The organism is Ensifer sp. M14 (assembly GCF_003355565.1).
In the GTDB taxonomy this organism is placed as follows: domain Bacteria; phylum Pseudomonadota; class Alphaproteobacteria; order Rhizobiales; family Rhizobiaceae; genus Ensifer.
On record NZ_QJNR01000014.1, the window covers coordinates 104,578 to 118,903 of the forward strand.

Consider the following 14,326-nt stretch of genomic DNA (forward strand, 5'->3'; position numbering starts at 1 on the left):
GATCTCGATGGGCGCGGATGCGAACCTGCCTTCACCGCGTTCTATTTCGCAGCCCATCGTCAATCGACGCGGAGCGGACGGTCAAAGCGCGAGCCGCAACAGCAATGACGATTGCCAGGAGAATGAGGCCCGCCGCGACCGCAAATGTGACACGCATGGCTGTCGCGGCGGCCTCGGGCGGTGCCGTGGAGATGTCGGAGGCCGCCGATGCCAGGGAGAAAACCGCACCCATGACCGAGGCGCCGGTGACGAGCCCCAGGTTGCGCGACAGGTTGAGCATGCCTGAAATGACGCCGCGGCGATCCGGTGGCACGTCTGCCATGACGGCCGTGTTGTTGGCCGCCTGGAACAAGGCGTAACCGGCGGTAACGATGACGATGGGTGCAAGATAGCCTGGGATGCCGAGCGTTGCCGGCAGAGTGGACAATCCGACGGCGCCGGTCGCGATTGCCGTCAGTCCGGCCAGTATTACCGGTCGTGCGCCAAAGCGATCGACGAAGCGGCCCGCCGGAACGCCGCTGATGGCCGCCACGACCGGGCCAACCGACATGACCAGTCCGATCACGGCTGCATCGAGCCCCAGAGCGCGCGTGAGATAAAAGGGACCGACAACCAATGTCGTCATCATCACCGTCGAGACCAGCCCATTGGTGATCAGGTTCGCGCTCAAGGCCGGATCTCGAAATGTTGTCAGGCGTATCAATGGGGAGGCGACCTTTGTCTCGACCATTGCAAAAGCCCCGACGCCCAGGGCCGCCGCCAAGAGAAGTACGACATTGAGCGGGCCGAAATGCCCACGTCCGATGGTCATGGCAAGCGCGTAGGCGACCAGCGTCGATGCCAACACCAGGGTACCGAAAACATCGAAGCGGGCGTCGGCGCGCGTCGCGGCGTTGCGGTCGGCAGGCAGATGGCAATGCGCGAGAACATATGTGAGGATTCCGAGCGGCACATTGACGAGGAAAAGTGCGCTCCAGCCGAAGCCGGCAATCAACGCACCGCCGAGGGGCGGCCCGAGTGCGGTGCCGATGGCCGACATCGTTCCGAGCAATCCCATGGCGCTGCCGGTCCGTGCCTTTGGCACGGTCTCGGCGACGAAGGCCATGGTGAGTGCCATCATGACCGCCGCGCCGAGCCCCTGGGCCGCGCGGGCGGCAACCAGCAACCAAAGCGTCGGAGCAAGGCCGCTCAAGCCCGATGCCAGCGTGAAGACCGCGATACCACCGAGCAGCAGCCGGCGGCGCCCGACAATGTCGCCAAGCCGGCCGACGCCGACGATCAGTGCGGTGATGGCGAGCAGATAGGCAAGGACCACCCATTGCACGTCCTGGAACGGCGCCTCGAAAACGCGAGCGAGTGTCGGCAGGCCGACATTGGCGATGCTGGTGCCGAGTGCGGACAACAACATGGTGAGCGAGAGGCCGGCCAGCGACCACCGGACGGAACGCGTCAGTTCGCTGCATTCGGCGGCTGGCTCTGTGGGTGCTGCAATCCTTCGCTTCAAGACACACTTCCTTTCCTTGGCAATCTCCGAAATGGAGCTGCCGGAAGCCTAGGTCTTTACGTGACATGGCGGAACGCGCACGGTTTGCACTTTATTCATGCATTAGACGCCACATCCCAATGACACTGCGCTATACTGAGCGGATGTCGAAACCCGATCTCAATCTGCTGGTCCAACTTGACGTTCTGCTCGCGGAGGGCAGCGTCGCGCGTGCGGCCGAACGGTTGCGGCTCAGCCCTTCGGCCATGAGCCGGGCGCTGGCGCGGCTGAGAGAGGTGACAGGAGACCCGCTTCTGGTGCGGGCGGGACGCGGGCTTGTTCCGACGCCGCGGGCGCTGGAACTGCGCGAGCGCGTCAGCCAACTCGTCGATGACGCCGAGGCGGTTCTGCGCCCGACGGATATGCTGGAGCTCAAACAGCTTGTGCGGACCTTCACATTGCGCACGAGCGAGGGGTTCGTGGAGAACTTCGGCCCAGACCTTCTCCGACGCATCTCCGCTGAAGCACCAGGTGTCCGCCTGCGCTTCCTGCCAAAGCCGAACAAGGAGAGCACCGCGCTGCGCGACGGCAGCGTCGATCTGGAAACAGGCGTGGTCGGGCTTTCGACCGGCCCCGAGGTGCGCACACAGGCCTTGCTCCGCGACCGCTTCATCGGTGTCGTCCGCAAAGAGCACCCCTTGAGCAAAGGCCCGATGACAGCGGCCAGTTATGCCGGCGGGCGGCATGTGCTCGTCTCCCGGCGGGGCCTTGAGCGGGGCCCGATCGACGACGCCCTGGAAAAGCTCGGGCTCGCGCGGCTGATCGTCACCACGGTTGGGGGCTTCTCTGCAGCGTTGGCACTGGCGCGCGGATCGGACCTGATCGCCAGCGTGCCTGAGCGGCATACCGGAAATCTGCGCGCCGGCATGCATAGTTTTGCACTGCCGGTCCCGGTGCCCGAGGTTACGGTTTCGATGCTCTGGCACCCGCGACTCGATGCCGATCCGGCCCATCGTTGGCTGCGCGGCTGCGTGCGCGAGGTCTGCCTGGCACAGCTTGCCGACCCGCGAACAGGCAACTTGCTCGGGGACGATGCGACGTAGCAGGAGTGACAAAGCCTTCCAGGCAGCCGATAGGCAAGCCCTGCCGGCCCAAACAGGGCAAGCCGTTAATCGACCTTTGGCATTGCAAAGCCAGGTGATGAGACAACATATACCGCTGCTACACGTCCCGATTGCTTCACTGATATTGCCGCTGGAGAGTTCATGACCAAGCCCGTTTCCCCAAATCTTTCGACGATTGGCGACGATCCGTTTCTTTGGCTCGAGGACAGGACGTCCGGTGCTTCGCTCGACTGGGTGCATCGCCAGAACGGGCTGACGAAGGACAGGCTGCAGGGCGACCCTTCCTACCGGCCGCTGTACGAAACGGCGCTGGAACTGATGACGGCAGAAGACAACATCGCGGTCGGCTATGAACTGCGCGGCCACGTCTATAACTTCTGGCAGGACAAGGCGAATGTCCTCGGCCTCTGGCGCCGCACCACCGTCGCCTCCTACAAGACCGACGCGCCGGATTGGCAAACGATCATCGACTTCGACGCGCTTTCGGCTCAGGAGGGCGTCAAATGGGTGTTCAGTGGCGCGCGCCGTCTCTATCCGGATTTCAACCGTTGCCTCCTGAACCTGTCACCGGATGGCGGCGATGCCAGTGAAATGCGCGAGTTCGACATCGAAACCGGGACCTTTGTCGAGGGCGGATTTCAGGCACCCGTTTCGAAATCGAATTTCAGCTGGCTCGACATCGATACGGTCATCGTTGCGGCCGCCTTCGAGGCGGACGAGAGGACGCAATCCGGCTATCCTCGCGTGGTCAAATTGTGGAAACGCGGAACGAGCCTCGCCGAGGCGGTGCCGATCTTCGAGGGCCAGGTTGAGGATCTTGCTGTCGGCGGGGCACTCGAGTTCGACGGTGACGCGCAATACCTGCTGCTGACGCGATCGATCGACTTCTATTCCGGCCATCATTTTCTCAGGCTCGCTTCGGGCGAAAACCGGCGGCTGCCGCTGCCGGACGATGTCGGCGACATCGCCCTTTTGAAGGGTCAGATCGTCTTCGGCGTGCGCAGCCCCTGGTCCGCTCCGGGCGGCGCGATATGCCTGCCAGACGGACTTTACGCCTTCGATTTCAAGCGCTGGCTGGAGAGGGATGACATCGGTGCCATCGAGACGGTGCTGCCGCCCGCAGAGCGCGTTTCGATCGCGCATGTCGCGAGTACGCGCAATCGCCTGTTCGTCAGTCTCATGGACAATGTGCGCGGTCGCGTGGTGTTTGCGGAGCGCGGCGAGCACGGGTGGTCGCTCACGCCGGTTGCCTTGCCCGAAAACGGCAATGTCGCCATTAGCCATATCAATCAGTTCGGCTCCAGCGTCTCGTTCTCCTTCACTGACTTCCTGACGCCGAGCTCGATCATCTGGTCTGACGACGACGGCGCGACGCTGACGACGGTCAAGGCGCAGCCGGCGCGCTTCGACGCGTCCGAGCTGGTCTCGGAACAGTTCGAGGCGCGCTCGAAGGACGGCACACTCATTCCCTATTTCGTCGTGCGGCGTCGCGACCAGCAGGAGCCGGTGCCGGCCTTGCTCTACGGCTATGGCGGTTTCGAAGTCCCGCTGCTGCCCGGTTATGCCGGCGTGCGCGGCAAGCTCTGGCTCGAAAAGGGCTATGTTTATGTCCAGGCCAATATTCGTGGTGGTGGCGAGTTCGGTCCTCGGTGGCACCAGGCGGCACTCAAGGAGAAGCGACAGAACGCGTTCGACGACTTTGCCGCCGTTGCAGAAGATCTGGTGCGGCGCGGGATCTCGACCCCTTCGATGCTCGGCATTCAAGGTGGATCGAATGGCGGCCTGCTCGCCGGCGTTTCCTTGGTCCAGCGGCCCGAGCTTTTCGGCGCTGTCATCATCGAAGTGCCGCTGCTCGACATGCTTCGTTATACGGAATTGCCGCCGGGCGCGTCCTGGATGGCCGAATATGGCGATCCCACGAAGCCCGAGGAAGCGGCATGGCTGGCAAGCTATTCTCCCTACCAGCACGTCGCTGACGACGCCGAATATCCACCGGTGCTGCTGACGACGTCGACCGCAGACGACCGGGTGCATCCCGGTCACGCCCGCAAAATGGCGGCGAAGCTGCAGGCTGCCGGCCATGCAAATGCGCTCTTCTTCGAGGAGACCGAAGGCGGCCATGGCGGGCGTGGTGACCGCCGGATACAGGCGGCGCAGACGGCGATGAAGTATGTCTTCCTGGAGGGGGCGCTGAAGGGCGGGACAAAGTGACCGCGCGTCAGCCAATGCCGGCTCCTATCCGATGGCCGGGCGCTTCAGCGCCCCGCCATGTCGCAGCGCCTGGTGGCTGATGGCGACGAGATAGGTGGTCAGGAAAAGGATGCCGACGAGCTTGAAGGCCTCTTCGACGAAGGTGGCCCCACCGACATGGACCGGCGCCATATCGGTGGCGAAGGACAGTCCCATCGACAGGACAGAACCGACAAGCAGCAATCGCGGCGTTGCTGCCCGAACGCTGTAGGCGCAGGAGCAGAGTGCACCCAGCAGGATCATGTGCGGTAGGAGAACCACTTCTTCCGGGATGCCCATGGTCGCGACGGCCTCATGCAGCATGAGGAAATCGTCGATACCCATGAGAGCTGCGAAGAGCCCGCCGGCGAGCAATGTTCGCGTGAGAGGCGTGGCCCCCTCGACGAACGTTGCCGCGAAGGCCTGAAGTGCCGCGGTTGCGCCGACGATCCAGAAGATGATCCCGATGTTGGAGACGATGCCGAAATAGCCGGGGTTGCGGGCGATCGCGTTCGGGTCGCGAACGAGATCGTAGTAATCGATCCCGAACACCCGGTCGGCAACCACCAGCGACGCAAGAATGGCGACAGAAACGAGGAGAACGGCGATGATCGTGCCGGCCTCCGAGCGATGCCACCGGCCGGCTGGGGCCTTCGGCGAATGCGTCTGTGCCTTGGCACTCATGGCGTCTCGTCCTCGCGTTGTCGTGGCCAATCGGAACTGAACGCCCGCGACCCGGCCCTCTGTTTATGACAGTTTTGTGACGGTGCATGGGTTTAGCGCGCGGTAGGTGCGCCGGGCATTGCGGGAGGCTGCGCGAAAAAAATCAAGGGCGATGTCGGCGCGTGCGGCGTTCGCTCGTCTTACTGTCAGAACGCATGAAACCGTGAGGAAAGAGATATGTTTCGGACTGCCCTTATCGCCGCAGCCTTCTTCATTGCAGGGCCCGCGCTTGCCGACAGCCAGCCGGTCGGCAAGCGCGTCGAAGTCAACGGCATGACGATGTATTACGAAGTGTCCGGCGAGGGCGAGCCGCTGGTCGTGCTGCACGGCGCCTATATGACCATTCCGTCGATGGGCGCGATCATTCCCAAGCTCGCCGAGACCAACAAGGTCTATGCGATCGAGTTCCAGGGGCATGGGCGCACGACCGACATCGACCGGCCGATCACCTATCCAAATCTCGCGGACGACGTGGCTGCCTTCATGGATGCCGTCGGCGTCAAGAAGGCGGACGTCTTCGGCTATTCCATGGGGGCAGCGGCCGGGCTGCAACTCGCCATCCGCCACCCCGACAAGGTGAACAAGCTGGCGGCAGCTTCTGTCGGCTACGATGCCGAGGGCTGGCAGCCCGAGTTCAAGGCATTCATTCCGCAGATGACTGTCGAGATGTTCGCCGGCATGCCGTTTGCCGAGGACTATCGCAAACTTGCCGCCAACCCGGATGGTTTCCCGGCGCTCGTCGCCAAGCTGATCGCGCTTGAGAAGGAGCCGATGGCCTGGGAAAAGGATGTCAAGGCGATGAAGACTCCGGTGCTGGTGATTGCCGGCGATGCCGATGTCGCGACGCTGGAGCATACGGTCGCGATGTTCCGGTTGCTTGGCGGCGGCGGCATGGGAGACATGGGCAAGCCGCTTCCCGCCTCCCGCCTCGCCATCCTGCCGGCAACCTCGCACACGGCCGTCATCAACCAGCCGGAGTTGCTCGAGGCCCTGATCGTCCCTTTCTTCAAGGGCGAGACGCCGAAGGGCATGTTCCAATAGCAATTGCCGGTGCGCCTTGGCTTGTAAAGCGAGGCGCACCCGTCATGTGCCTAGTGCCGACCGCAGCCTGGGTGCGGCCTGTCTATGCCCGCTTCTGCGCGTCTGCGATAATCCAGCGAGCGGCTTTCTCCGCAATCATCATGGTCGGCGCGCTGGTGTTGCCGCTGGTAATGGTCGGCATCACGCTGGCGTCGACGACGCGCAGTCCCTCGATCCCCCGGACCTTGAGCCGGCTGTCGACGACGGCCATGGTGTCGTCCTTGTCGCCCATCCGGGCCGTGCCGACAGGATGGAAGATGGTGTTGGCGATATCGCCGGCAAGTTTCGCCAATTCACCATCGCTTTGGAATTCCACTCCGGGCTTCCATTCGACCGGCTCGTATCGCGAAAGCGCCGGCTGGCTGACAATCGACCGGATCTGCCGGATGCTGTCGGCGGCGATCTTGCGATCTTCGTCCGTGCTCAGATAGTTCGGGGCGATGGCCGGGGCGTCGCCGCGATGGCGCGAGCGGATCCGCACATGGCCGCGGCTCGTCGGGTTGAGATTGCAGACGCTGGCGGTGAAGGCCGGAAAACTGTGCAGCGGCTCGCCGAAGGCGTCGAGGCTGAGTGGCTGCACGTGATATTCGAGGTTGGCATGGGCGCGATCTGGGTCGGAGCGGGTAAAGGCGCCGAGCTGCGACGGCGACATGCTCATCGGCCCGCTGCGCTTAAGCACATATTCGAGCCCGATCCGGGCCTTGCCGACAAGATTGCTCGCCAGCGTGTTGAGCGTCTTGGCGTTCTTCACCTTGAAGACCGCGCGGATCTGCAGGTGGTCCTGCAGGTTCTCGCCAACGCCGGGGGCCTCCTGTTCGACGGAGATGCCCATGGCCTGCGACAGCGCGGCCGGTCCGATGCCCGAGAGTTGCAGGATCTGCGGCGAGCCGATCGCTCCCGCCGAGAGAATGACCTCGGTCTTCGCCCGCACCGTCACCTTGTCGTTGCCACGGAAAAGCGAGACGCCCGAACAGCGCTTGACGCCATCGGCTGACGTTTCGATCATCAGCTTTTCGACTTCGGCCTCAGTCCAGATGACCAGATTGCGTCGGTGGCGCACTGGCCGCAGGAAGGCCTTGGAGGTGTTCAGCCGCCAGCCCGATTTCTGGTTGACCTCGAAATAGCCGACCCCCTCGTTGTCACCGCTGTTGAAGTCTGTCGATCGCGGGATGCCGGCCTCGACGGCGGCCTCGGCGAAAGATTCCAGGATGTCCCACCTCAACCGCTGTTTTTCGATGCGCCACTCGCCGCCGCGGCCATGCATGTCCGAAAAGCGGCTGTTGTCGCCGGTTGCGGGATCGGCGCCACCGTCGAGCCGGTAGTGGTCCTCATGGGCCTTGAAGTCCTGAAGAGAATTCTCCCAGGACCATTCGCGGTCGTTGGTCTTCGCTGCCCAGCTCTCATAGTCGCGCGATTGCCCGCGCATGTAGATCATGCCGTTGATCGAAGAGCAGCCGCCAAGCGTCTTGCCGCGCGGATAGCGCAGTGATCGACCGTTCAATCCCGCTTCCGGTTCGGTCTTGTAGAGCCAGTCGGTGCGCGGATTGCCGATGCAATAGAGGTAGCCGACCGGGATGTGGATCCAGGGATAGTTGTCGCGCCGGCCCGCCTCGATCAGCAGCACCCGCTTGCCGGGGTCGCGGCTGAGGCGGTTGGCAAGCAGGCAGCCGGCCGAGCCGGCGCCGACGACCACATAGTCGAAAACGGCGGCGTCAGCAGTCGATGTGTCGGTTTTCATCGCAAGCACTTCCCAATTCGGCGAAAGGGGATGAACGAGTCGCGGCTTGCACCGTACCGCGGACCAAGATCACCCTACCTTTATAACGTCCATCAGCGATCGCGGCATTGCGATCCTCCCAAGGATGAGTAAACGGCTACCGCATGCCGAAATCCAATGATAAATAGAGCTCAGCATTATAAGGAAAGTTTATATGGCTGATCATCTGGATCTGCGATTGTTAAGGGCTTTCGTCACCGTGGCGCGGGAAGGCAACGTCACGCGGGCATCCGAGCTTTTGCATCTGACCCAGCCGGCCGTCAGCCTGCAGGTAAAGCGCCTGTCGCAGGAGCTCGGCCTCACGCTGTTTCATCGAACAGCCAGTGGGCTTGAACTGACCCGCGACGGTGCGCTTCTTGCGGCCAAGGGCGAACAGGTGCTGGCTTCGGTGACCGAGTTCCGGCAGACGGCCATGCATCTGACGGCACGGCTTCGCGGCACGCTGCGGATCGGCACGATCATCGACCCGGAATTTACCCGGCTCGGCGCCTTCCTCCAGGCTCTGGTCGAAAGCGGACCGGGCATCGAAACCACGCTGCGCCAGGGCATGAGCGGCGAAGTCGCCATCGGTTTGAAGCGCAACGAACTCGATGTCGGCTTTTTTCTCGGCGATCTCGATGACTTCGGCACGAGCACAGATGCTTTGGCCCGCGAGCCCGATGCGCAGTTTTTCGTCAAGCCGCTGTCGCGGCTGACCTACCGTGTCGTCGCACCACCGGCCTTTGCCGGCATCGTTGCGGACAAGGACTGGAGCGAGCTTGCGGCCTTGCCCTGGATCGGAACGCCGCCGGCTTCGGTTCACCACCGGCTGCTTGCTAGAAAGCTCGGTGACCTGAACCTCAAGCAGAATGTTGTCGCTCTCGTCGATCAGGAAACATCGATGCTGGCGATGGTGCGCACCGGGCTCGGGCTCAGCCTTTGTCGGGAGTCGATCGCGCTTGGCGAGCAACAGGCAAACGGGCTTGTCATTGCCGACCGGGTCAAGCTCGAAACCACGCTCGGCTTTGTCTGCCTTCGGCCCCGGCGCACCGATCCCAACGTCGCGCTGGCGTTTGACGTCATCGACCGGATATGGCGCACGGACCGCAGAGACACCGCCTGACGATCGTCGTCGCGATTACACATCCGCCTGCACCGGGCGTTTGCAGCCCAGTGCAGGCGGATACTCAGTCAGCTATGGGGCTAGCTTTGCCGACTTACTTCTTCAGTTTGGAGTAGTCGAGTTTCGGCGCCTTCGTCAGGTCGTCCTTGGTGGTGTCGACATAGGCCTTCCAGGTACCGTCTTCTTCGGCAAGGGCGATCGACGCGGGGTCAAGAACGACGTAGCTTTCGCCGACGCCAAGAAAGCCGCCGACGCTTGCAACAATTCCGATCACCGACTTTCCGCCGCCGATGACGACGTCGGAGATCTCGCCGATCGTTTCGTCGTTCTTGTTGTAGAGATCAACGCCGATCAGCTTCGACACGACCAGATCGCTGTCCTGGATGTTAACGTATTTCAGCGGCATCGTCGCGGCCTTGCCCATGGTCAGGCCCGGGCCGGCCAACGTTGCGTCGGCGCCCGTTGCGGCGGCTTCCTGTGCCAGGGCTGCCGACGCAGACAGGGAGAAAACGGTCGCGGCAACGATGGGAAACAACTTCATATGAAACTCCTGCATGATACCGGCAGTTGATCTGCCGTGACAGATCGATAACGGCGCTCGGTGCGAAGTGTTCCGCTACCCGTTTGAAAAATATCGACTTTCGTCCGAGCTGTTTTCATAGGGGGTATTCTGACGATCACTATTTGGCCGGGAATGCCGGCTTTCGATCGTGGTTCGAAATATCGCGCGGCGGCCTTGAACTTCGACCGAAAACGGACATTTAACGTAGCTTCTTGCCCGCAAGGCCCTTCGGGCCAACCACCGCTTTCATGCCCCGTTGCACTCTCAACTGCCTGCAGACCCTGTCGCGGCGATACGAAATGAACCATGGACACCACGCTCACGCCGCCGCTTGTTTTCGTCAGTTCCGATAATGTGATTTCCGGCTGGAGCGAGGGGGCCGAGCGGTTGCTCGGCTGGTCGCGCGACGATGTGGTCGGGCGACCGCTGTCGGCGATCTTCGATGAGCGTGGCTTCTTCATAGGCTCGACCGGCCCCCAGGATCTCGATGCCGAGAAAGTGCCGTCTCCGGATGGCGGCTCCGTATGGGCGCTGAGAGGCAACGGCCGGCAACTGCTGGAGGAGCAGCTCGAGCTGACCTTTGCCAACGCCGATGTCATCGGCGCCTGGGATTGGGACATTGCCGCCGACCGCGTGGTTGCCGACACGCGCTTCGCGCAGGCGTTTGGCGTGAATCCCGAGAGCGCCAGAGAAGGCCTGCCGCTTGCGCACTTTGCCGCCGGCATCCATCCGGACGATCGGGCTCGGGTGACCCGGGAGATCGAGGATGCGGTTGCCGGCGGTCCTGCGTTCAACAGTGAATACCGCATCCTTCGGTCCGATGGATCGCTGTCCCATGTCCTTGCGCGAGGGCGCCTTGTGCAAGCCAAGGGACACCGGCCGGCGCGTTTCCCCGGCGTCCTGTTCGACATCACCGCTCGCAGATTGGCCGAAAGCGATGCCCATGCGAACCGCCAGCGCTATCGATCGCTGTTCGAAATGCTGCCCGACGGATTTTGTGTCATCAAGATGATCTGGGATGCGGATGGGGTGCCGGTCGACTACGAATTCCTTGAGGTCAATTCCGCGTTCGAGAATCACACGGGCATCACCTCGGCCGTCGGCAAGCGCGTCCGTCGCGATATCGCCGCCGGTCATGAACAGTACTGGTTCGATATTTATGGCAAAGTGGCCCGCACCGGTGAGCCGGTAAGCTTCGAGAACTCCGCCGAGGCGCTTGGCCGCTGGTATCAAGTCCAGGCCTTTCCGATCGACGGGGTCGGATCAGAACATGTTGCCGTTCTCTTTAGCGACGTCACCGACCGCCGGCGCACCGAACTGGCGCTGAAGGCAAGCGAGGCGGAATTCAGAACACTATCGCAATCGATGCTCAACCATGTCTGGACGGCAAGGCCGGATGGTCAGCTCGACTGGTTCAACGATCGCGTGCTCGCGTTCAGCGGCAAGAGCGCTGGGGAACTCGTGGGCAACGGCTGGGCATCGATCGTGCATCCGGACGATCTGGAAAAGGCGGCGGCAACGTGGTCGGCGGCGTTGGCGGAAAATGAGGTCTACCAGACCGAGTTTCGCATTCGCAGGGCTGACGGCCGTTATCGCTGGCATCTGGTCAGGGCCGTTCCGGTCAAGGGAGAATGCGGCGACGTGTGGCGCTGGGTCGGCACGAACACCGACATCGACCACGCCAAGAAGAACGAGGCGGCTCTGGCGGATCTGAACGCGACGCTCGAAGAGCGGATCGCAGAGCGCAGCGAGCAGCTGCTCCTGTCGCAAAAGGCGTTGCAACAATCGCAGAAGATGGAGACCATCGGCAAGCTGACGGGCGGGGTGGCGCACGACTTCAACAACCTGCTGCAGGTGGTTGCCGGAAATCTTCAGCTCCTATCGAGGGACGTCTCTGGCAACGAGCGCGCAGCAAGCCGGGTCGACAATGCCCTCGCGGGTGTCGCGCGTGGGGCAAAGCTTGCGAGCCAGCTGCTGGCCTTCGGCCGTCGCCAAGCGCTCGAACCGAAGGTCATCAATGTCGGCCGGTTCGTCAAGGGCATGGACGACCTCCTGCGCCGCTCGATCGGCGAGGGCGTCGATATCGAGGTGATCGTTGCCGGTGGGCTCTGGAATACGCTCGCGGATCCGACGCAGGTGGAAAACGCCCTGCTCAACCTGGCGATCAACGCGCGCGACGCCATGGATGGCGCCGGAAAGCTGACCATCGAAGTCGGCAATGCCTTCCTCGACGATCATTACGCCGCAACGCACGCCGATGTCAGCGCCGGCCAATATGTCATTCTGGCGGTATCGGACACCGGGTCTGGCATGTCGCCCGACATCCTTGAGCAGGTCTTCGAACCGTTCTTCTCCACCAAGCCGGAAGGCAAGGGCACTGGTCTCGGGCTCTCCATGGTCTATGGCTTTGCCAAGCAGTCCAACGGCCACGTGAAGATCTACAGCGAAGAAGGCCACGGGACGACGGTCAAGCTGTACCTGCCGAGGGAGATTGCCGAGGAAGAGCGCGAAACGGCCGTCCATACCGCCGGTGCTGCCGTCGGCGGAACGGAAACCGTGCTGGTGGTGGAGGACGACGAAGAAGTCCGCAACACCGTGGTCGAGACGCTCGGCGAACTTGGCTACCGCGTGCTGACGGCGCGCGACGCGCAGAGCGGATTGTCGGTGGTGGAAAGCGGTGTCGCCATCGATGTGCTCTTTACCGACGTGGTGATGCCGGGAACACTGAAAAGCCCTGAAATGGCAAAGCTCGCCAAGGCGCGCCTTCCAAATCTCGTGGTGTTGTTTACCTCGGGCTATACCGAGAATTCGATCGTGCACGGCGGAAAGCTCGACCATGGCGTCGAGCTTTTGTCGAAGCCCTATACCCGTGAGGCGCTGGATCGTCGCATTCGGCACCTGCTGGCCAACCGCCGTCAGGCGACGCAGCGCGAGCCGGGTGCGGCCACAAATACGGCCACTCCGGCAGAGGAGCGCGCGCCGCTGAAGCTTCTTCTCGTCGAGGACGACTTTCTCATTCGCATGAACACGGCGGAGGTGCTGCGTGACCTCGGCCACGACGTGATTGAAGCAGGGACTGCAGCGCAGGCGATTTCGGCGGCAGAAGCGACCAGCATTGACATCCTGCTGACCGATATCGGCCTTCCGGATATGCAGGGCGGCGATCTGGCCGTGGCGGTGCGCGAGATCCGTCCCGGCATTGGCATCGTCTTTGCCACGGGCGAGACGTCGGTGCCACCGGGTGCGGACCCGTCCGCCGTGCTCCTGGTAAAGCCCTACACTGAGCGAAGCCTGAAACTGGCGATAGACAGCGCCAGCGAGCGCGAGGCCGGCGGAGCTTGATCCTGATCTCATGGCTTTTGCAGTGCCCAGGGGAACAATGATCCATGCGCGGCTTGCAGGGGTGGGCTGACGTCTTGGCGCTACTGTGCGCGAGGGCTGTCGACTATATTCCCCTCATCGAAGCGAACGAAGCGCCAAGGACTGGCAGCTAGGCTTCGAAAGCCCAAGGAAAGGGGATCATCATGAACGTAGCACGCTCTTTCAACAACTGGCTCAAGTACCGGCAGACGGTCTCCGAACTGGGCCGCATGTCCTCTCGCGAATTGCGCGACCTCGGCATCGACCGCTCGGACATTCCGGCGATCGCACGGACTGCCTACGGCCGCTAATCGCGCCTGAGACCATTGATCAATTCATGAAGCGCCTGCTCGGCAACGAGCGGGCGCTTTTGTTTTGTCCGTACATCTTCTGCGAAGCGAGGTCGACGGGTGGCTAAGCCGCGGCCGAAACCGACCGCGTTACATCGCGTCCATGCCCTTGACCGCGTTGCCCATATGGGACTTGCATTTTTCCATGTCGTTTGCAGCCATGGCCTCCTTGGCCATTCCGATTTCCTTGGTGGCTTCGATCTTTTTGGCGCCGTCCGAGATTGAACTGGCGTCCGTTTCCAGCTTCGTCAAGGACGCAGTGTCGCAGACGATGTCGGCCTGCGAAAACGCAGGCGTCGTCAGGCCGAAAACCATGGCTGCCGCACATAAATACTTGCCGTACATTGGGAAATCCTCCTTGGCGGGCCGACGGAATTGTCAGCTTGGTCGCGTCAGTCAACGCGCGAGGTATGGCTCTGTTCCGACGAGAGGAGCGATCCGTATGTAAGAAATAGCTTACATTATGGGTTCCATCTGGTGTGGTGAAACGGGAGAAGCCCCTGCCGCCGCAGTGCGGGATCCGGCTCTGCCGCCCA

The 14,326-nt window shown here is 62.5% G+C and carries 11 protein-coding genes; 6 read left to right on the plus strand and 5 right to left on the minus strand.

What is annotated here, in order from left to right:
- Nucleotides 1–31: 31 nt before the first annotated feature.
- Nucleotides 32–1,504 carry an MFS transporter gene (locus BLJAPNOD_RS29195; protein ID WP_199566056.1) on the minus strand — a complete coding sequence of 491 codons (1,473 nt, stop codon included), beginning with the start codon at nt 1,502–1,504 and terminating at the stop codon, nt 32–34.
- A gap of 143 nt (nt 1,505–1,647) precedes the next feature.
- Between BLJAPNOD_RS29195 and BLJAPNOD_RS29200 the strand changes: the two genes are divergently transcribed.
- A complete protein-coding gene (locus BLJAPNOD_RS29200) occupies nt 1,648–2,586 on the plus strand; it encodes a LysR family transcriptional regulator (protein WP_115422371.1) in 939 nt (312 codons plus the stop codon).
- A 162-nt stretch (nt 2,587–2,748) separates the two neighbouring features.
- On the plus strand, nt 2,749–4,818 hold the full coding sequence (locus BLJAPNOD_RS29205) for a prolyl oligopeptidase family serine peptidase (RefSeq protein WP_115422372.1): 2,070 nt from the start codon (nt 2,749–2,751) through the stop codon (nt 4,816–4,818).
- Between the two features lie 24 nt (nt 4,819–4,842).
- Here the strand turns inward: BLJAPNOD_RS29205 and BLJAPNOD_RS29210 are convergent, their stop codons facing one another.
- Entirely contained in the window at nt 4,843–5,520 is a 678-nt protein-coding gene (locus BLJAPNOD_RS29210) for a hypothetical protein (RefSeq protein WP_115422373.1), read from the minus strand.
- Nucleotides 5,521–5,736: 216 nt separating this feature from the next.
- Between BLJAPNOD_RS29210 and BLJAPNOD_RS29215 the strand changes: the two genes are divergently transcribed.
- A complete protein-coding gene (locus BLJAPNOD_RS29215; RefSeq protein WP_115422374.1) occupies nt 5,737–6,600 on the plus strand; it encodes an alpha/beta hydrolase in 864 nt (287 codons plus the stop codon).
- Nucleotides 6,601–6,682: 82 nt separating this feature from the next.
- On the opposite strand, the gene BLJAPNOD_RS29220 is transcribed toward BLJAPNOD_RS29215, so the two are convergent.
- Nucleotides 6,683–8,377: a GMC family oxidoreductase gene (locus BLJAPNOD_RS29220; RefSeq protein ID WP_115422375.1), complete on the minus strand. Its 1,695-nt coding sequence runs from the start codon at nt 8,375–8,377 to the stop codon at nt 6,683–6,685.
- A 193-nt stretch (nt 8,378–8,570) separates the two neighbouring features.
- On the opposite strand from BLJAPNOD_RS29220, the gene BLJAPNOD_RS29225 reads away from it, so the two are divergent.
- Entirely contained in the window at nt 8,571–9,518 is a 948-nt protein-coding gene (locus tag BLJAPNOD_RS29225) for a LysR family transcriptional regulator (RefSeq protein WP_077501096.1), read from the plus strand.
- A 94-nt stretch (nt 9,519–9,612) separates the two neighbouring features.
- Here BLJAPNOD_RS29225 and BLJAPNOD_RS29230 read toward each other — a convergent pair whose 3' ends face one another.
- Complete coding sequence (locus BLJAPNOD_RS29230) at nt 9,613–10,059, minus strand: PRC-barrel domain-containing protein (protein ID WP_077501097.1); 447 nt, start codon at nt 10,057–10,059, stop codon at nt 9,613–9,615.
- Between the two features lie 327 nt (nt 10,060–10,386).
- On the opposite strand from BLJAPNOD_RS29230, the gene BLJAPNOD_RS29235 reads away from it, so the two are divergent.
- Complete coding sequence (locus tag BLJAPNOD_RS29235; RefSeq protein WP_115422376.1) at nt 10,387–13,422, plus strand: PAS domain-containing protein; 3,036 nt, start codon at nt 10,387–10,389, stop codon at nt 13,420–13,422.
- Between the two features lie 182 nt (nt 13,423–13,604).
- Nucleotides 13,605–13,751 carry a DUF1127 domain-containing protein gene (locus tag BLJAPNOD_RS29240; RefSeq protein ID WP_115422377.1) on the plus strand — a complete coding sequence of 49 codons (147 nt, stop codon included), beginning with the start codon at nt 13,605–13,607 and terminating at the stop codon, nt 13,749–13,751.
- 129 nt (nt 13,752–13,880) lie between these two features.
- Here the strand turns inward: BLJAPNOD_RS29240 and BLJAPNOD_RS29245 are convergent, their stop codons facing one another.
- Nucleotides 13,881–14,135, minus strand: a complete 255-nt coding sequence (locus BLJAPNOD_RS29245) for a hypothetical protein (protein WP_077501100.1) — start codon at nt 14,133–14,135, stop codon at nt 13,881–13,883.
- Nucleotides 14,136–14,326 lie beyond the last annotated feature (191 nt).